The organism is Frankia sp. CcI49, assembly GCF_001983215.1.
Lineage (GTDB): Bacteria > Actinomycetota > Actinomycetes > Frankiales > Frankiaceae > Parafrankia > Parafrankia irregularis.
The window spans coordinates 74,231-91,701 of sequence record NZ_MOWP01000043.1; the positions used below are offsets into that span (position 1 = coordinate 74,231).

At 70.1% G+C, this 17,471-nt stretch carries 18 protein-coding genes; 7 read left to right on the forward strand and 11 right to left on the reverse strand.

The window, feature by feature from the left end; genetic code table 11:
- The first annotated feature begins 54 nt into the window (after positions 1 to 54).
- The 3 genes from CcI49_RS35770 (at position 55) to CcI49_RS35780 (ending at position 2,943) form a co-directional block, all read left to right on the forward strand.
- Positions 55 to 894 (forward strand): class I SAM-dependent methyltransferase, encoded by an 840-nt coding sequence (locus tag CcI49_RS35770; RefSeq protein ID WP_241840451.1) that lies wholly within the window; start codon positions 55 to 57, stop codon positions 892 to 894.
- A gap of 237 nt (positions 895 to 1,131) precedes the next feature.
- The gene (locus tag CcI49_RS35775; RefSeq protein WP_054566623.1) at positions 1,132 to 2,331 is read left to right on the forward strand and encodes a cytochrome P450; all 1,200 of its coding nucleotides are present in this window, start codon (positions 1,132 to 1,134) and stop codon (positions 2,329 to 2,331) included.
- A gap of 144 nt (positions 2,332 to 2,475) precedes the next feature.
- Positions 2,476 to 2,943, forward strand: coding sequence for a 4-vinyl reductase (locus CcI49_RS35780; RefSeq protein ID WP_054566419.1), 468 nt, complete (start codon positions 2,476 to 2,478; stop codon positions 2,941 to 2,943).
- A gap of 108 nt (positions 2,944 to 3,051) precedes the next feature.
- On the opposite strand, the gene CcI49_RS35785 is transcribed toward CcI49_RS35780, so the two are convergent.
- The 4 genes from CcI49_RS35785 to CcI49_RS35800 all read right to left on the reverse strand — a co-directional run bounded on the left by CcI49_RS35785 (position 3,052) and on the right by CcI49_RS35800 (position 5,693).
- Positions 3,052 to 3,609: a hypothetical protein gene (locus CcI49_RS35785; RefSeq protein ID WP_054566418.1), complete on the reverse strand. Its 558-nt coding sequence runs from the start codon at positions 3,607 to 3,609 to the stop codon at positions 3,052 to 3,054.
- A 141-nt stretch (positions 3,610 to 3,750) separates the two neighbouring features.
- Entirely contained in the window at positions 3,751 to 4,347 is a 597-nt protein-coding gene (locus CcI49_RS35790) for an ATP/GTP-binding protein (protein ID WP_054566417.1), read from the reverse strand.
- Between the two features lie 8 nt (positions 4,348 to 4,355).
- Positions 4,356 to 5,177, reverse strand: coding sequence for a hypothetical protein (locus CcI49_RS35795; RefSeq protein WP_076833974.1), 822 nt, complete (start codon positions 5,175 to 5,177; stop codon positions 4,356 to 4,358).
- 153 nt (positions 5,178 to 5,330) lie between these two features.
- On the reverse strand, positions 5,331 to 5,693 hold the full coding sequence (locus tag CcI49_RS35800) for a roadblock/LC7 domain-containing protein (protein ID WP_054566622.1): 363 nt from the start codon (positions 5,691 to 5,693) through the stop codon (positions 5,331 to 5,333).
- Positions 5,694 to 6,452: 759 nt separating this feature from the next.
- Here CcI49_RS35800 and CcI49_RS43875 point away from each other — a divergent pair.
- Positions 6,453 to 6,818, forward strand: coding sequence for a roadblock/LC7 domain-containing protein (locus CcI49_RS43875; RefSeq protein ID WP_006543903.1), 366 nt, complete (start codon positions 6,453 to 6,455; stop codon positions 6,816 to 6,818).
- Positions 6,819 to 6,898: 80 nt separating this feature from the next.
- Here CcI49_RS43875 and CcI49_RS35810 read toward each other — a convergent pair whose 3' ends face one another.
- The 4 genes from CcI49_RS35810 to CcI49_RS35825 all read right to left on the reverse strand — a co-directional run bounded on the left by CcI49_RS35810 (position 6,899) and on the right by CcI49_RS35825 (position 10,493).
- On the reverse strand, positions 6,899 to 8,101 hold the full coding sequence (locus CcI49_RS35810; RefSeq protein ID WP_076833976.1) for a thiolase family protein: 1,203 nt from the start codon (positions 8,099 to 8,101) through the stop codon (positions 6,899 to 6,901).
- A gap of 36 nt (positions 8,102 to 8,137) precedes the next feature.
- Positions 8,138 to 8,554, reverse strand: a complete 417-nt coding sequence (locus CcI49_RS35815; protein ID WP_054566415.1) for an OB-fold domain-containing protein — start codon at positions 8,552 to 8,554, stop codon at positions 8,138 to 8,140.
- Between the two features lie 55 nt (positions 8,555 to 8,609).
- Positions 8,610 to 9,725 (reverse strand): NDMA-dependent alcohol dehydrogenase, encoded by a 1,116-nt coding sequence (locus CcI49_RS35820; protein ID WP_076833978.1) that lies wholly within the window; start codon positions 9,723 to 9,725, stop codon positions 8,610 to 8,612.
- A 120-nt stretch (positions 9,726 to 9,845) separates the two neighbouring features.
- Positions 9,846 to 10,493 carry a TetR/AcrR family transcriptional regulator gene (locus tag CcI49_RS35825; RefSeq protein WP_054566413.1) on the reverse strand — a complete coding sequence of 216 codons (648 nt, stop codon included), beginning with the start codon at positions 10,491 to 10,493 and terminating at the stop codon, positions 9,846 to 9,848.
- A gap of 175 nt (positions 10,494 to 10,668) precedes the next feature.
- On the opposite strand from CcI49_RS35825, the gene CcI49_RS35830 reads away from it, so the two are divergent.
- The 3 genes from CcI49_RS35830 to CcI49_RS35840 are packed head-to-tail and all read left to right on the forward strand — an operon-like array spanning position 10,669 to position 14,572.
- Positions 10,669 to 12,189 (forward strand): aldehyde dehydrogenase, encoded by a 1,521-nt coding sequence (locus tag CcI49_RS35830; protein ID WP_076833980.1) that lies wholly within the window; start codon positions 10,669 to 10,671, stop codon positions 12,187 to 12,189.
- Positions 12,186 to 12,956 (forward strand): SDR family NAD(P)-dependent oxidoreductase, encoded by a 771-nt coding sequence (locus CcI49_RS35835; protein WP_054566411.1) that lies wholly within the window; start codon positions 12,186 to 12,188, stop codon positions 12,954 to 12,956. The genes CcI49_RS35830 and CcI49_RS35835 overlap by 4 nt, the downstream gene beginning before the upstream one ends.
- Before the next feature lie 29 nt (positions 12,957 to 12,985).
- Complete coding sequence (locus CcI49_RS35840) at positions 12,986 to 14,572, forward strand: AMP-binding protein (protein ID WP_076833994.1); 1,587 nt, start codon at positions 12,986 to 12,988, stop codon at positions 14,570 to 14,572.
- 82 nt (positions 14,573 to 14,654) lie between these two features.
- On the opposite strand, the gene CcI49_RS35845 is transcribed toward CcI49_RS35840, so the two are convergent.
- From CcI49_RS35845 to CcI49_RS35855, 3 genes are all read right to left on the reverse strand, one after another.
- Entirely contained in the window at positions 14,655 to 15,257 is a 603-nt protein-coding gene (locus CcI49_RS35845; RefSeq protein WP_076833982.1) for a TetR family transcriptional regulator, read from the reverse strand.
- Positions 15,241 to 16,788, reverse strand: coding sequence for an MFS transporter (locus tag CcI49_RS35850; protein WP_076833984.1), 1,548 nt, complete (start codon positions 16,786 to 16,788; stop codon positions 15,241 to 15,243). Before CcI49_RS35850 ends, CcI49_RS35845 begins: the two co-directional genes overlap by 17 nt.
- Positions 16,789 to 16,964: 176 nt before the next feature.
- A partial coding sequence (locus CcI49_RS35855) for an SDR family oxidoreductase (protein ID WP_116437590.1) occupies positions 16,965 to 17,471 on the reverse strand: 507 nt, incomplete at its 5' end.

A 17,471-nucleotide genomic window follows, 5' to 3' on the forward strand; every position in this document is an offset into this window, starting at 1 on the left:
GCGTCGCTGGATGGGCGGAGGCGGACGTGACGGCCCGGTATGTATGGTCGGGCCGTGAGCGATCAGCGACTCGATCCGGAGCTCGACTGGYGAGGGCTGAATCGTGCCAACTGGGATGAGCGGGTACCGCTTCACCTCGCCGGTGACTTCTACGATCTGGCGGGCTTCCGGGCCCGTCCCGACCGGCTCCGCGGCTTTGAGGTCACCGAGGTCGGTGAAGTAGCCGGCAAACGACTGGTGCACCTGCAGTGCCATATCGGGCTGGACTCCCTGTCGTGGGCCGCACGGGGGGCCGACGTGGTGGGGCTGGATTTCTCCCTCCCCGCGGTCGAGGCGGCGCAGGCACTTGCCGCCGAGGTCGCGCTGGAGGCTCGTTTCGTGGCCGCTGACGTCTACGACGCGGTGGATGCCCTGGGCGGCGCGACCTTCGATGTCGTCTACACCGGGCTCGGGGCGTTGTGCTGGCTGCCGAATCTGACCCGGTGGGCCCAGATCGTGGCACAGCTACTCGCACCGGGCGGGTTCCTGTACCTCGTCGAGTTCCATCCTTTCGCCCACACTCTCGACGAGGCCACGGGCCGGGCGGTCACGTTCGACTATTTCGACGAGGGCCCGTTCGTCTGCGCCAGTTCGGGTAGCTACGCCGATCGCGCCGCCGCAACGAGCGAGAACACCACCGTCCAGTACGAGCATCGGCTGGGCAGCGTTGTCTCGGCGATCGCCGGCGCCGGACTACGGATCGAGCACCTGCACGAGCACGACCGAACCGGGTTCCAGCAGTTCGCATCGCTGGTCCGTGGGCCGGATGGCTTCCGGCTGCCGGAAGGGCAACCACGGGTGCCACTCATGTATTCGCTGCGGGCCGCCAAGCCGCGTCGGTCTGCCGTGACCTAGCCCGACGGCGGTCAGGCACGGAAGCGGCTCTCGGTTGGCGACCGGCGGCGGGCGGGCCCGGATGGGTTGACGTCTCGGATCGTTCGCCGGAAACTAGGAAAATTGATATCGAGGTCAAGTTCGAGGTACGTGTATGTGGTCGCGTGCCCGGACGTCCGGCCGGCGCTGGGTGCCGAAGCCGGGCTGGGCTTCGGGATCAGGATAGTCCGACAGCCGCACGTGGAAGGGCAGGGCCCGTTGACCACCATCAGCGCGGACGACCTTTACTACGACCCCTTCGACTTCGAGATCGACAACGACCCGTATCCGGTCTGGCGACGGCTGCGTGACGAGGCTCCGCTCTACTACAACGAGCGGTACGAGTTCTACGCGCTGAGCCGATACACCGACGTGGCACCCGCGCTCACCGACTGGCAGACCTACCGGTCCGGGAAGGGGTCCGTACTGGAGGTCATCCGGGCGAACATCGAGATCCCGCCGGGGGTGATCCTGTTCGAGGACCCGCCGTTGCACGACATCCACCGCGGGCTGCTCGCGCGGGTGTTCACGCCGAAGCGGATGAGCGCGCTGGAGCCGAAGATCCGGGAGTTCACGGTGCGTTGCCTCGACCCCCTGGTCGGGGCGGGCACGTTCGACCTCATCCGGCAGCTCGGGGCGCAGATGCCGATGCGCACCATCGGTTTCCTGCTCGGCATTCCGGAGAGCGACCAGGAGGCGATCCGTGACCGCCTCGACAAGGGCATGAACCTGGAGGAGACCAGCTCGGAGGAGATGTACAGCGACGGGTTCCTCGACGGCTCCATGTTCGCCGAGTACATCGACTGGCGGGCGAAGCATCCGTCGGACGACCTGATGACCGAGATGCTCACCACCGAGTTCGAGGACGAGACGGGCACCGTCCGGCGGCTGTCCCGCGAGGAGATCCTCACCTACGTCACGCTGCTGGCCGGCGCGGGGAACGAGACCACGACCCGGCTGATCGGCTGGACCGGGAAGCTGCTGGCCGAGCATCCCGACCAGCGCCGGGAGATCGCCCGGGACAGGTCACTGCTCCCGAACGCGATCGAGGAGATCCTGCGTTTCGAGGCGCCGTCACCGATCCAGGCCCGCTCCGTCGCCCGGGACGTCGAGCTGTACGGGCAGACCGTTCCCGAGGGCAGCATCATGACGCTGCTCAACGCCTCCGCGAACCGCGACGAGCGGCATTTCCCCGACCCGGACATCTTCGACATCCACCGCCGGATCGACCGTCACCTGTCGTTCGGGTACGGCATCCACTTCTGCCTCGGTGCCTCGCTGGCCCGGCTGGAGGGGCGGGTGGCTCTCGACGAGCTGCTGAACCGCTGGACCGACTGGGACGTCGACTGGGGCAACGCGAAGCTGGCCCACACCTCCACCGCCCGCGGCTGGGAACGCCTGCCGGTCACCCTCGGCTGAGATCCCGCCGGAAGGTCCGGGTTCTTCGGCTTTGCTCCGGGCTGGGTAGAGTCGGCGCCTGACCTGCGGTGAGCGCCGCATGCCTGCCGCGCCGCTGGCTCGCGCCCGTCACTTCGACGCGTGCCCTGAACCGGGAGTTTTCCCATGCCTGTCAACCAGCGTCCCACGTTGGGGCCGATGGTCTCCGCCACCTGTCTGCAGCAGATGCGGGTCTACACCGAGGATCTCGTCGGCCGTGGGCCCGTCCTGGGCGCTGGCCGGATGCGCGGGCAGGGCGTCATCTCCGATCTCGGCCTGGACGGATCCCGGCTGGATGACGAGAAGCTCCTGCGCCTGTTCGTCGACACGTTCGGTATCGAGGGCACCCGGCTCTGCCTGGTGACCGAGGTGACGTCGGACGACTCCGGGGCATATGTGGTGCGGCTGGTCGAAGGGGCGTGCAGCCACCAGATGGAGACGACGGAGCCGATGTGCGCCTACACGCTGGGTGTGTTCGTCGGGGCCCTGCAGGCGGTGACCGGCGTCGTCATGCAGGGGACCGAGACCGCCTGCGAGGGGGCCGGTGACCCGACCTGCACCTTCGAGATACGTCCGCACCGGGCGCTCATCTGACGCCGCTCATCTGACGCCACTCACCGTCGCGCGTGCCCGACATCCGCGGCTGTCGGGCACAGGCAGACGGGCACAGGCAGACGGGCACGGTGCTCGCGGGCCGGGCTGTCAGACCTCGTCGGCGTCGGCGGTGCGGAGGCTGGCACGCAGGTCCGCGAGCTGGGCGTCCCGGCCGGCCAGCGCCGACTCGATCAACGCCGCCCGTCGACGCTCCGCGTCAAGGTCGCCCCGCAGCACTCGTGCGGCGTCCTCGGCGGCGGCCAGGCTGCGCCGCAGGCCCGCGACCTCCTGGCGGTTCGAGGCCGCCGCCGACTCCAGGGCGGTGATGGCGGCGCTTTCCATTCTGCCCATCTCGGTCTCGGCCCGGTCGGTCATCTCCTTGGTCGTGCCGCTCATCCGCAGCATCTCGGCCTGGGCCTCGGCGAGAGCGGCTCGGGTCTCGTCGAGCTGCCGGGTCACCGATCGCAGCCTCGCCGAGCTCTCGTCCGGTCGTCCCGGCACGGTCGCCGGGCCGGTGGACGTCCCGGCGTCGATCAGTTCGGGTGTTCGCCCGCCGGCGGAGCGGGGGCGTAGAAGACGGCTGGCGAGGGTGCCGGCCAACGCGCCCAGCACCAGGGCTGTCGCCGGTGCCGCGACGTGGCTGTCCTGGCGGCCGTTCGGCGTCATCGGTGCCTTTCGTGAAGGAGGTCCGTGGGCGTCGCGTCGGTCACGAACAGACGCCGCGGAGACGGGTGACCACAGTATCCGCAGGTAGCGAGTATCCGCAGGTAGCGCCGGTGTCGGCAGGCAGCAGCCGCCGCAGGGACGTCACCAGTAGTCGCCGGCGGCACGCTGGAAGGCTCCCGGCCCGGTGCCGGGCGGGGCGATCTCCGCGGCGAGTCCCGGGTCGACGCTCAGGAGCAGTGCCTGGACGAGAAGGGCGACGTCCCCGCGACGCCGCGCGTCGATCTCGAAGACCGGCGCGGTGATGCCGACCCGTGCCAGGACCTGGTGGTAGTCGTCCAGACCGGGCGTACGGCGGAGGTCCATCCCGGTGACGCCGACCGCCAGCGCCGTTTCGTCGATCACCGCTCGGAAGGTGCCGACGAACTCGTCCAGGTCGGCGAGTGGTGTCGGCCGGGTGTTGGTCATCAGGAGGACGACGCCGATCGCCCCCTCGGCGAGGATGTGCCGCATGAAGGTGAAACGGTCCTGACCCGGGGTGCCGTAGAGGTGGATCCGCTCGGCACCGCCGAGCCGCACGACGCCGTAGTCCATGGCGATGGTGGTCGTCGCCTTGATGTCCCTGGTCCCGTCCGTGGGCCGGGCCTCGGTGGTGACCGGGGGAATGTCGCTGATGGCCGCGATCGCGGTGGTCTTCCCCGCGCCCACCGGCCCAGAGAAAACGATCTTGTTGTGGGTCACATGTGTCTCTACGGATGACTCGAAGGGGTGGTGTCGGCCGAGGGGCCGTCGGGCGGGCGAAGTCTGTCGAACAGCTTGCGCAACAGGCTCCGTCTTGGCGACGGGGCATCGACCGGCTGCGGCTGCGGCTGCGGCTGCAGCTGCGCGGACGAGCGGAGCGGGGCCGGCCGCGACGGGAGCTCCGGGTGGACGAGGTCGACCGCGACGGCGGCGCTGTAGAAGACGAAGACGTCCTCGGCTGGCAGGCGCAACAGGCTGATCGTCTCGCTGAGCGTACAGACCTGTCGAGCCCACAGCGCCGCCACGCTCATCGCGCCCGGCGTCACGATCAGCCGGGTGAAGTTGGGCCACTCCCACAGGGCACACGGGGTGTCGAGGGGCGTGTCGAGCGGCAGCCGGCCCCGGGATGCTCCCAGCGCGAGCTTCCACATCAGGACGTCGAGCGGCACCATGCCCGGGTGGTTGACGTCGTATTCGGGTGCACGTGAGAAGACCAGGCCTGCGCGCAGTGGGAGGTCCTCCGTCCCGGCGTACGGCCGCAGGCTGTCCTCGCCTCCGTAGACGACGGCGGTGAGACTGCGCGGGTAGACGGCGATTCCCGGCCAGTCGCCCTGGATGTACACCGCCTGGCCCCGATCCGCTGCCTGGCGCCACGCGGACGCCACCAGTCCCTGCAGGTACCGCGCCGGGTCATAGCGACGAACCGTGATCGGCGGTTCGCCGCGGGACGACGCCGCGGCACCGGCCCACGGGTACGGGGCCGGCCGTAATGGTCCGGCGTCGTGTCGCGGCGCCCGGAGCTCCGCTCTGTCCGCCCTGTGGCCGTCCACCCCGTCGTCTCCTGCTTTGTAGTGATCCAGCACGCGGGCCGGCCGGCTGCGCCCCCACCGGCCGTTGTCAGCCCAGCTGTTGTCAGCCGTTGCCCGGCGCCGGTCCCGCCCGTTCGGCGCACGCGGTTCAGAGGGTCCATGGGTCCATGGGTCCTAAAGGGCCGCGGACAGCGCCTCAGCGCCCCGGCGCACGTCGAGAAACGTCGTGCCCAGCTGGGCGTTCGGCCGGGTGACGACCACCAGAACGGTCTCCGGGCCCGCCCGGGTGAGCAGCACATGACCGCGCTGGCCCCGGATGAGGATCTGGTCGAGCGCGCCGCGGTTGAGCTCCATGCTCGTCTGCGTGCCCAGGGCGAGCATCGCCGCGCTCATCGCGGCCACGCGGTCCTGCTCGAACTCGGGTGGCAGCATCGACGCCATGAGCAGGCCGTCCATCGAGACCAGCGCGGAGGCCTCGATGTCCTCGGACGACGCGATGAGCTCGCGCAGGATGGAGGTCACCGACTGCTTCCGCACGTACATCTCCAGCCTTGTCGATGGTCCGTCCAGGGAAACCCGGGAGTCGCACGCCGCGTCACACCCGACGGTCGTTCCGTGGTGCGGCTGACCGCTTCTCCCGGCGTCAGCCAGGCTTGGTCGGCATCGTACGCAGAATATTCCGCTATCCGATCGCCGTGGCTCTCGGGGCCGCTGACCAGCGAAAGCGGCCTCCTGGCGCATCCGGTGCCGTGCCATGCGGCAGCCGAACACGGCGCCTTCGCGCGGCTGGGACGTCTCCGCGGAAGGCCCCGGCGGAAAGTTGAAGTCGGACGGGTAATGTCGACCGCCAAGGCCGGTTTGTCCGCCGCGGACAGGTACCGGCCGAGGGCGGCTCGGCGAGCGTGACCTCCGCGGAACGTCTCTGGCGGACGAACGCGGCCGGTCACGATGCTGGACGAGGGGGGCAGTCCGTCGCGGCACCGCAGCACGTCGAAACGGTCGTGGCGCAACCGGGCCCCGACCTCGACGACATCGCAGCCCTCCGAGGAGGAAGCCCACGACGGCAGGCCGCCCGCCGACCGGCAGCCGCTCGGCGCGGGGCAGCCAGCCGAGGCGGCGCGGCCCGTCCCCGGTACACGCCTCGCGGATGTCACGACGCCCTTGCGGGTGCGGCCAGCCGTAGCAGTGCCGCCGGATGATCCGTCCCCGAACGATCCATCTCCGGACGACCCGTCCCCGGAGACGGCGCCAGAGCCACCCAGGTCAATCGAAACCGTTCAGGACAGAGGTGCATCGGTGAGTATTCAGTCGGAGCTGTCGCGCGTGGTGTCGGAGCTGCGGCGGTCGATTCCGGAGCTGAACGGCGCCATGGTGGCGTCGGTGGACGGGCTGTCCGTGGCGCACGACTTCCCCGAGCCGGACGCCGAACGAATGGCGGCGATGGCAGCGACGGCGCTCGGCCTGGGCAAGCGCATCTCGGACCGGACCGGACTCGGTGAGATGCAGGAGACGGTGGTCCGTGGTGACCACGGCTACCTGGTGGTGTACGCGGCAGGCGAACAGGCGGTGCTGGTGCTGTCCGGCCCGTTCAACTCCAACCTGGGCCTGATGCGGATCGAGGCCCGCGCGGCCTCCACCGAGATCAGCAAGCTGCTCAGCTGAGCGCGGCGGAGGCCGACGGGCCTCGGATCAGGATCAGATAAGGCCGGCCGCGGGTGACGGCGGCGCGCTCCCCATGGGGGTCAGGCCGCCGCCTTCTCGAGGATGTGCACGCCGCAGGCGCTGCCGAGGCCGATGACGTGGGCCAGGCCCACCCGGGCGCCGGCGATCTGGCGATCGCCCGCCTCGCCGCGCAGATGGGTGGCGACCTCCCAGACGTTGGCGATGCCCGTCGCCGCGATCGGATGGCCCTTCGACTCCAGCCCGCCCGACACGTTCACCGGGGTCCTGCCGTCCCGCCAGGTCGCGCCCGAGTTGAAGAAGTCCACGGCGCCGCCCTGCGGGCACAGCTTCAGGTTGTCGTAGTGGACGAGCTCGGCGGTGGCGAAGCAGTCGTGCAGCTCGACGAGGTCGAGATCCTCCGGGCCCACGCCGGCCTGCTCGTAGGCCTGCTCGGCGGCGACGCGGGTGAGCGTGTTGACGTCGGGCAGGACCTGGCAGGCCTCCTGCCAGGGGTCGCTGGTCAGCACCGAGGCGCTGATCTTGACGGCGCGGCGCTGCTGTTCCAGTGACAGGGTGCGCAGCTTCGTCTCGCTGACGACCACGGCCGCGGCGGCACCGTCGCAGTTCGCCGAGCACATCGGACGGGTGTTCGGGTACGCGATCATGACGTCGTTCATGATCTGCTCAAGCGTGAACCGCTTCTGGTAGGCGGCCAGCGGGTTCAGCGTGGAGTGCGCGTGGTTCTTCTCCGAGATCCGCGCGAACAGCTCGAAGCTGGTGCCCCCGTACCTGTGCCCGTACTCCATCCCGATCTGCGCGAAGACGCCTGGCATCGTCTCGGTGCCGACCCGGCCGTCGAGCGCGGCGACCGCGCCGAACCGGCCCTTCGGCGCCCAGGTGTCGCCCTCCGCCTCGCGGGCGCCGCCGGCGAGCAGGCCCGCCCCCGACAGCTTCTCCGCGCCGACCGCGAGGCCCACCTCCGTCTCACCGGCCCGGATCGCCATGACGGCGACCCGCAGCGCCGTCGCGCCGGTGGCGCACGCGTTCGCGACGTTGAACACCGGGATGCCGGTCTGCCCGGTCTGCTTCTGCAGCTGCTGGCCGAAGGAGCCGCCCCGGCCCATGAGGTTGCCCGCCGCGAGGACACCGACATCCCGCATGCGCAGCCCGGCGTCGGCGAGTGCGCCCCGGATCGCCTCGACGCCGAGGTCGACCGGGTCGAGCGTCGGATGCTTACCGAACTTCGTCATGTGGATACCGAGGATCCAGACGTTCTCCGCCACCGGCTTCTCCCGTTCGTTCTCTTCTCGCGTGTGCCGTCAGGCGGCCGGCTCGAACCCGTACCCGATCGCCTCGACGCCCGCGGCGTCGGTGCCGAGCGACGTCGTGGTCAGCCGCAGCTTCATTCCCAGCCGGATGTGCTCCGGGTCCGGCGCAACGTTCACGACGTTGCCGCGGACGGTGGTCCCGCCGCAGTCGACCACCCCGGCCACGAACGGCACCGGCACCCCGGGCGCGGCGAACGAGACGATCGTGAACGCGCGCAGCTCGCCTTCGGTGGGCACATCCACCACGCGGAACTCGGCCTGCTCACAGGAGGCACAGGCGTTGCGCCGGTCGAAATACCTGGCCGCACAGGTGACGCATTCATGCGCCACCAGATGCGGTTCACCTTCCAGCACCAGGTAGTCGACCAGCGGGATCCGCCGGCCGGCCAACGACTGCTCGGACGTCATACCTACTCCCGGTTGTGGATTCGGTGCGCGCTCAGGAACCTCAGAAGCTGGAAGCTCAGAAGACGAGCGCGCCACGCAGGATCTGGCCGGCCGCCAGATCAGCGTAGCCCTCGTTCACCTGGTCAAGGGTGTAGGTGCGGGTGACCAGCTCGTCCAGTTTGAGGATGCCGGCGGTGTAGAGGTCGAGCAGCTTCGGAATCGCCACCCGCGGGCTCTGGGAACCGTACAGGCAGCCGCGGATCTGCTTGTTCGACATCGCGAGCATGAACAGGTTGACATCGGCCTGTTTCTGGGTGATCGGCGCGACCGCGGTGATGACACAGGTGCCGTCCTTCGCGGTCAGCGCGAGCGCCGGTTCGAGCAGCTCGGAGTGCATCACGGAGTAGGCACAGATGACCGAGGTGCACATGACCCCGTCGGTGAGCCGCCTGATCTCCTCGGTGGCCTCGGCCAGGGAGGCGAACGCATGGGTGGCACCCAGGCGCAGTGCCTGCTCGCGCTTGAACTCGACCGGGTCGACCGCGAAGACCTGCCGTGCGCCGGCGATCCGCGCGCCCTGGACCGCGCTGACGCCGATTCCGCCGATGCCCAGGACGGCGACCGTGTCCCCCGGTCTCACCTCGGCCCGGTTCACCGCCGAACCGAAACCGGTGGCGACCCCGCAGGAGACGAGCGCGGCGGCCGTGAACGGGATCTCCGGGTCGACCTTGACGATCGACGTCTCGGCCAGCAGCTGGCGCTCGGCGAACGCGCCCAGCTGGGTGTACCGGGCGACCGGCTGATCGCCGAGGCGGTGGGCGATACGCCCGTCCGTCATCATTCCGATCGCGAACATCTTCGCGCCGTCGTTACAGAGAAAGGCCCGGCCCGTCCGGCACCACTGGCAGGCTCCGCAGGACGGCACGAACGACAGCGCCACGTGGTCCCCCGGCTGGACCGAGGTGACCCCCGGGCCGACCTCCTCCACCACGCCGGCGCCTTCGTGGCCGCAGATCAGCGGATAGTGCGGCATCGGCATGTCGCCTGTGCGGGCATGCTCGTCGGAATGACATAAGCCGCAGGCCCGAAGGTCGACGAGAACCTCGCCAGCCCGCGGGTGATCGATCTCGACCGTCTCGATTTTGAAATCCTGGCCGGGGCCGTGGAGCACCGCCGCGCGTGTACTGACCATCTGGCAGCCGCCTTTCGTGAACCCGCGTCCTCGACGGGCCGGGCAGTGGGCGCTTCCGCACCGTAGAAGTATGTCGAGGTTGACGTCAAGTTTGACTTGACGCATCCAGGAAGGCCTTGCTCAGGAAGGCCTGACGAGAGCGCGCACGACGTGGGTGTTCACAAAGACGCGCTGCTGCTGCGGCGACCAGGTGGACCACGGCGGCACCATCAGGATGGACCCGACCGCGATCAGCCATCGAACGGTCTCGCGCACATCCAGATCCTCGTACAGCTGGCCGCTCTCGCTCCACCGGTTCAGCAGCGGCTCCAGGTGCCGGTACACCGCGTCGACGATGGGCTCAGCGGTCAGTTCCCGCAGCTCCACCGCGGAACGGCCGCCCTCGGAGAACAGAGCCTCACTGATGGTGTCCTTGTTCACCATGGCCATCGAGTCGACGAACACCGCCACGAGCGACCCGGCCGCATCCTTCGGGTCACGCAAACCGCCCAGCACCCCGCTCATGGCCGCGTCGACCCGGCTGAGCAGGACGGCGAGGATCAGCTCGTCACGGGTCTTGAAATACCGGTAGACGGTGGACCGCGAGACGCCTGCCTCGACCGCCACCTCCTCGACCCGGATCCGGCCGGAGCCACGCCGCAGGACACAGCGGACCGTCGCGGCGACGAGCCGCCGCCGCGCCTCCTCGTCGTCGAGCAGCGCGCTGTCACTGCCCCACCACCCCGGTGCGCGCTGACCCCCGTCCTCGTCGCCCGTGATCACCGTCATGGAGCCATCGTAGAGCCGCCTGGTCCGGCCTTTGGGGTGAAGCGGATGAGACACCCGCAATAGTTCGACGTGCCATGCGACATCTAGTAGTTTTTGTCCCAAGTCAGGGGTCCACGGCGGGTCACAGGTCATGGGCCACGGCGAGAGGGCACCGGGCGACGAGAGGAGCACGCGCATGCGGGCGGCCAACGAGGTGTTCATCGGCGGGAAGTGGGTTCCGGCGACGTCGGAGCGTCAGCTCGAGGTCCGGTCGCCGAGCACCGGGCAGGTCATCGCCCAGGTCCCGGACGCGGGAGCGGGCGACGTCCACGCGGCGGTCACCGCGGCGCGCGACGCGTTCGACCACGGGCCGTGGCCCGGCCTGCCGCCGGCCGAACGAGCCGCGATCATGGCCGAGTTCCTGGCCCAGCTGGAGACACGCTCCGACGAGCTGGCGCGGACGATCACGCTGGAGAACGGCACCCCCACGTCGCTGGTGAAGCCCGGCCAGGTCGACAACGGCCTCGACGTCCTGCGTTTCTACACCGAGGCCGCGGCGACGCTGGCGGTGGAGACGCCGCGCGCGGGCCGCTACTCCCCCGTCGTCGTCCGCCAGGAGCCGGTCGGGGCCGTCGCCGCGATCGTCCCCTGGAACGTCCCGTTCTTCCTGGCCGCGATGAAGTTCGCCCCCGCGCTGGCCGCCGGCTGCACGGTCGTGCTCAAGGCCGCCCCCGAGACGCCGCTGCACGCGAACATCGTCGCGGCGGCCGCCGACGCCGCGGGCCTGCCGGCGGGCGTCCTGAACGTGCTCGCCGCCGGCCCGAGCGGCAGCGAGCAGCTGGTCACGCACCCGGGCATCGACAAGATCGCTTTCACCGGCAGCACCGCCGTCGGCCGGCGCATCGCGAGCCTCGCCGGCGACCAGCTCAAGCGGGTCACCCTCGAGCTCGGCGGCAAGTCCGCGGCGATCGTGCTCGACGACATCGACCTGCAGGCGGCGATGGCCCGGCTGATGACCGTGAGCCTGTTCCTGAGCGGGCAGTTCTGCACGGCCCAGTCACGCGTCCTCGTCTCCGCCCGGCGCTACGACGAGGCGGTCGAGCGGTTCGCCGCCATCACGACGAAGCTGCGGGTCGGTGACCCGGCGGACCCCACGACGTTCCTCGGCCCGCTGATCTCGCAGCGCCAGCGGGACAAGGTGCTCGGCTACATCGAGACCGGGCAGCGCGAAGGCGCCACCCTGGTCGCCGGCGGCGGGGTACCGGACGGCCTCGAAACCGGCTGGTACGTCGAACCGACCGTGTTCCGTGACGTCACCCCGAGCATGCGGATCGCGCAGGAGGAGATCTTCGGGCCGGTCGTCGCGTTCATCCCCTACGAGGACATCGACGACGCGGTCGCGATCGCCAACGGGACTCCGTTCGGCCTGCACGGCACGGTGTGGACGGACGACGTCCAGCGTGGGCTCGCGGTCGCGCGGCGCATCCGGAGCGGAACGTTCGGGGTCAACGGCCTGTCGCTGGACCCGGCGGCGCCGTTCGGTGGGATGAAGCAGTCCGGTCTGGGCCGGGAGCTGGGGCCCGAAGGGCTGAGCTCCTACCTGGAGCCGAAGACCATCACGGTTCCGGCCGGCACACAGCTGCCTGGCTTGCCTGGCTTGCCGAGCCGACCCGAAACATCTGGACCAGTTACAGAGGTTGGAGAGGACGGCCGATGAGATTGCAGGGTGCGTCGGCGATCGTGACCGGCGGGGCCGGCGGGCTGGGGGCGGCCACCGTCCGCCATCTCGTCGGGCTGGGGGTCGCCGTGGCGATCGTCGACCTGGACGGCGAGCGCTCCGCCGCCCTCGCCGCGGAGCTCGGAAGCATGACCGTGGCCGTCCCCGGCGATGTCACCGTCGAGGCGGACGTCCAGGCGGCCATCGCCGCGGCGCGGTCGCTGGGCACCCTGTCGTACGTCATCAACGTGGCCGGCGGCGGAACCCGGCCGGCACGCACCGTCGCCCGTGACGGCAGCCCGCACGACCTGGAGACGTACGTCGCCACCATGGCGAAGAACGCGGTCGGGACGTTCAACGTGACCCGGCTCGCCGCGGCCGCGATGGCCGCCAACACCCCCGACGAGGACGGCCAGCGCGGGGTCGTGGTGAACACCGGCTCGCTGGCCGGGCTGGAGGGCCAGGCCGGGCAGGTCGCCTACGCGTCGGCGAAGGCGGCGATCCTGGGGATGACCCTGCCGCTCGCCCGCGACCTGGCGCCGCTGGGCATCCGGGTCTGCGCCATCGCCCCGGGAACCATCGGTACGGAGCTGATGCGCAGCGCGTCCGCAGAACTGCAGAACAAGCTCGTCGCCAGCATCATTTTCCCGCACCGTATGGGCCACCCGGCGGAGTTCGCCCTGCTCGTCGAGGCGATCCTGCGCAATCCGTACCTGAACGGCGAGAACATCCGGCTCGACGGCGCACAACGATTCCCGGCCAAGTGAGCGGCCTGGAGGCAGGAGGCGGGACCATCATGAGTCGCGGACTACCCGAGGCGGCGGACGACCTCTATCGCGGCGCGTTCCTCCCGGACCTTCTGATCGGCGCACTGCGACGCGACCCGGCGAAGCCCGCCATCTACCTCGGGGAAAGCGTTCTCACCGCCGGGGAGCTGGCCGCCCGGATCAGCCAGTACGCGCAGGTCTACACGGCGCAGGGGGTGCGGCCCGGCAGTGGCGTGGCCATGCTGTCCACGAACCGGCCCGAGGTCCTCTACTCCATGGGCGCCTACATGGTCACCGGTGGGCGCAACACGGCGCTTCACCCGTTGGGCTCCCTCGACGACCACGCCTATGTGCTCGCCGACGCCGAGATCGAGACGTTGGTGTTCGACCCGTCCTTCACCGAGCGTGCCGCCGCGCTGCGCGAGCGGGTACCGACCCTGAGGCGGCTGCTGTCCTTCGGGCCCAGCGACGTCGGCGCGGATCTGGTCGCACTGGCGGCAGGCTACGAGCCACGCCCGCTGACCGCGCCCCGGCTCGACCCGGAGGCGATCGCCGCGATCGCCTACACCGGTGGCACCACCGGCCAGCCCAAGGGCGTCATGTCCACCTACCGCGGCAGCGCGGCGATGACGCAGATCCTGCTCACGGAATGGCAGTGGCCGAAGGAACTGCGTCATCTGGTCTGCACACCGCTGAGCCACGCGGGCGCGCCGTTCATCGTTCCCGTGCTGCACCAGGGCGGCTCCGTGGTCGTCCTGCCCAAGTTCGACGCCGGCAAGGTGCTCGAGRCCATCGAGGCGCACCGCATCACGTCGGTTTTCCTGGTGCCGTCGATGATCTACGCCCTGCTCGACCATCCCCGGTTCGCCGAGACCGACCTCTCCAGCCTCGAAACGGTGTTCTACGGCTCCTCGCCGATGTCGCCGGGCCGGCTGCGGGAGGCGATCGGGCGGATCGGCCCGGTCTTCTTCCAGTTCTACGGCCAGACCGAGGCCCCGCAGACCGTGTTCGTCCTGCGCAAGGAAGAACACAACCCGGACGATCCGGCCCGGCTGGTCTCGTGCGGGCGTCCGGTGTCGTGGGTGCGGGTGGCTCTGCTCGACGACCAGGGTGAGCCGGTTCCCGACGGCGAGCCCGGCGAGATCTGCGTCCAGGGGCCACTCGTCATGAAGGGCTACTGGAACAAGCCGGAGCAGACCGCGCAGGCGCTCGCCGGCGGCTGGCTGCACACCGGCGACATCGCCCGCATGGACGAGCACGGTTTCTACACGATCGTGGACCGCAAGAAGGACATGATCGTCAGCGGCGGTTTCAACGTCTTCCCCCGTGAGATCGAGGACGTCCTCTCCACGCACCCGGCGGTCGCCGCGGCGGCGGTCATCGGCGTGCCCGACGACAGGTGGGGCGAAGCCGTCCGGGCGGTCGTGGTGCTCCGGGCCGGCGCGTCCGTCGCGGCGGAGGAACTGGCCGCAATGGTGAAGGAACACAAGGGCTCCCACCACGCACCCAAGGGCGTGGACTTCGTCGACACCCTTCCGCTCACCGCGGTGGGAAAGCCGGACAAGAAGGCGCTGCGCGCGCGCTACTGGTCCAACGCCGACCGCAGGGTGGGCTGAGGCAGTAGACCGCGAAAGGCCAGCCGGGAGCGTCAGCCCTCGGCCGGCCCGTCTGCCTCCTGGGCGTTCGGCTCGGTGAGACTCAGACGGGTAGTCCGGTCTCCAGGTAGCCCAGGGCCTCGTCAACGAGGGCGGGCAGGTCCGCGTGCGGGTCGTCGGCCAGGGCGGGCAGCGTGGCGAGCATGGCACCGACGGCGCTGCCGGCGATGGCGCGCACGGCGAGAGCGTCTTTCGGGCGCCCGGTGCGTTGTGCGATGGCGTCCGCGAGCAGGAGCATCGCCTGGGAGATCTGGTCGAGCATGGCGGCGCGCAGGGCGGGCTCGCCGACGATGAGCGACGTCCGTTCCCGTACCGCCTGTCGCTGCTCGGGGGTGAGAGCGTCGAACTGGTGACGAACCGCGGCGCGTATCGCCTGCACGGGTGAGAGCTCCGGGGGTTGGTTCTGGAACGCCTCGATGATCAGAGGATCGAGATCGTCCTGGAGGACGACGTGCTCCTTGGTAGGGAAATAGCGGAAGAACGTCGTCTCCGAGACATCCGCCGCGTCGATGATCTGTTCGATGGTCGTGGCCTGGTAGCCCTGCTCGCGGAACAGCCGCAGGGCGTGGGTCTGGATGGCGGCCCGAGTCCTCGCCTTCTTGCGTTCTCGCAGCCCAGGTGTCGCCCGGTCAGTGCGCGACGGCATCGATGGTCCCTTCCTCGGTCGGCTGGCCGGCCTCCGTTCTACGGGATTGCCGGCCGGGAAGGACGGCCACGGCCGTGACGGCACCGAGCACGGCGATCGCGGTGGACCCCAGCAATGCGGCACTCATCCCGTCGACGAACGCCGCGCGGACCGCCTGTTCCAGTTCAGGTACGCCAGCCGCCGCGGCGGCACCCTCGTAGAGGCTCCTGCGCGCGCTCTCGGTCACCGTTCCCGGCAGCCCGGCACTGTCGAGCCGGGCGTGGTAGACCGCTACGAGCAGGCTGCCCGTGATCGCCGTACCGAGCGGACCGCTGGCCTTGTTGAACGCCTGCACGACGGCGGATTCGGTGCCGCTGCGCTCGGCCGACAGCCCGGCCAACGCCGCCGCGGTCGCCGCGGCCAGGGCCAGCCCGGTTCCCGCGCCGACGAGCGCCGTCCAGCCGGCGGTGAACGCGGTGCTGGAGGTGGGAGTGACGGTGGCTCCCAGGGCGAGGCCAGCGGCAAGCACGACGAATCCCAGCGCGGCCGACATCCGTGCGGTGACCGCCGCCGCCAGGTGGCCTGCGAGTCCGGCGCCGACCACCATGCCGGTGATGAGGGGAAGCAGGCGAACGCCGCTGCCGAGGGTGCCGGTTCCCCGCACACCCTGGAAGTACTGGGGCAGCGTGAACAGCACGCCGATCATCGCCAGTCCGGCGACCGCGGCGAGCGCCGCCCCCCAGAGGAACGGCCCAGGCCGCAGGAGTCGTGGGTCGATCAGCGGCTGGCCGTCGGGCAGCCGACCGAGCCGGTGCTCCCACCAGACGAACCCGGCCACCGCGACGACTCCGACGACCATCGACACCACCGCGTCTGGCGTAGCCCAGCCGTGTTCCCCGGCCCGCACCAGACCGTAGATCACCATCGCGAGTCCTGCCGCGGACGTCGCCGTGCCGACCGGGTCCAGACCGGGACGTCGCGTTGACCGTGATTCCGGGATCAGCGCGAAGCCGACCATCGCGGCGAGCACGACCACGGGTACGTTGAGCAGGAAGACCCAGCCCCACCAGAACCGCGACAGCATCCAGCCGCCGAGAATCGGGCCGAGCGGGAGCGCGATGAAGGTCGCCGCCTGGTAGATACCCACGGCTTTCGGGCGTTCCCGCTCGTCGAACAGGACGACCAGCGCAGACAGGGCCATCACCGTGATGCCGGCACCGGCCAGGCCCTGGAGCAGCCGTCCCGCCAGGAACATCCCGACCGATGCGGCGTAGGCGCACAGCACCGACCCAAGCCCGAACAGCGCCAACGAGGCGAGCAGGACCGCGCGACGGCCGAACCGGTCACCCACGAGGCCCACGGGCAGAACCACCGCCGCCAGCACGAGCAGGTAGCCGGATGAGAACCAGACCAGGTCGGACTGCGACGCGTCGAGTGCCGTCGCCAGTGTCGGCTGGGCCACCGACAGAACCGTGCCGTCCAGGCCGACGGCGAGAACGCTCAGGTTGACCGCTCCCAACGCCCACCACCGCCGCGCCCCAACTTCGCCCATGTGACAGCCCCCCTCTAGTAGAGGTCACCTCCAAAAGATAGTAACCCCCACATTGGCAGGCGGGTGGGCATGGCGGTGCCAGCGGGTGCGTTCGCAGGGTGCGACTCGCCAGCCCGGCGCGCATCCGCGGGCCGGCGGGCTGCCGACGGTCGGGCGGAGACGCGGTTCCGGCGAGCTCAGAGGGCGGGTTGGCCCTTCAGCATTCCGCCCGCGTCGATGCGCAGGTTCAGCCCGGTGATGTACCTCGCGTCGTCGGAGGCGAGGAACAGCACGAGCGCGCTGACGTCCTCCGGCTCGATGTACGGAATGGGCATGGCCTGCAGGACAGGGAGGGCGAGCTCCGCGTCCTGCCGGGTGGGGTTCTCCAGGTCCGGCCGGAACGTCCTGTAGATCCGGTCGTTGTGGATCAGTGGCGTGTTGACGTTGGTCGGGTGGATCGCGTTCAGCCGGACGTTGTGCGGCGCGAGCTGCAGCGCGAGGACCTCGGTGTAGCGGGCGACGGTCTGCTTGGCCCATGAGTAGCCGACGCCGCCGGTGTTGCCGAGCATCTCGGTGGTGCCCTTCATCATCCCGGCGGTCGAGCCGGTGAGGATGATCGACGCTCCGGCCTTCAGATGCGGCAGGCTGACCGCGACGGTGTTCATCACGCCGATGAGGTCGACGTCGGTGCCGTCGACGAAGCC

Bases quoted from the DNA above. Each gene is read 5' to 3' on its own strand.
- CcI49_RS35850 (WP_076833984.1), bottom strand. From the start codon at position 16,788: ATGGGCGAAGTTGGGGCGCGGCGGTGGTGGGCGTTGGGAGCGGTCAAC.
- CcI49_RS35845 (WP_076833982.1), bottom strand. From the start codon at position 15,257: ATGCCGTCGCGCACTGACCGGGCGACACCTGGGCTGCGAGAACGCAAG.
- CcI49_RS35830 (WP_076833980.1), top strand. From the start codon at position 10,669: ATGCGGGCGGCCAACGAGGTGTTCATCGGCGGGAAGTGGGTTCCGGCG.
- CcI49_RS35820 (WP_076833978.1), bottom strand. From the start codon at position 9,725: ATGGTCAGTACACGCGCGGCGGTGCTCCACGGCCCCGGCCAGGATTTC.
- CcI49_RS35835 (WP_054566411.1), top strand. From the start codon at position 12,186: ATGAGATTGCAGGGTGCGTCGGCGATCGTGACCGGCGGGGCCGGCGGG.
- CcI49_RS35780 (WP_054566419.1), top strand. From the start codon at position 2,476: ATGCCTGTCAACCAGCGTCCCACGTTGGGGCCGATGGTCTCCGCCACC.
- CcI49_RS35825 (WP_054566413.1), bottom strand. From the start codon at position 10,493: ATGACGGTGATCACGGGCGACGAGGACGGGGGTCAGCGCGCACCGGGG.
- CcI49_RS35785 (WP_054566418.1), bottom strand. From the start codon at position 3,609: ATGACGCCGAACGGCCGCCAGGACAGCCACGTCGCGGCACCGGCGACA.
- CcI49_RS35815 (WP_054566415.1), bottom strand. From the start codon at position 8,554: ATGACGTCCGAGCAGTCGTTGGCCGGCCGGCGGATCCCGCTGGTCGAC.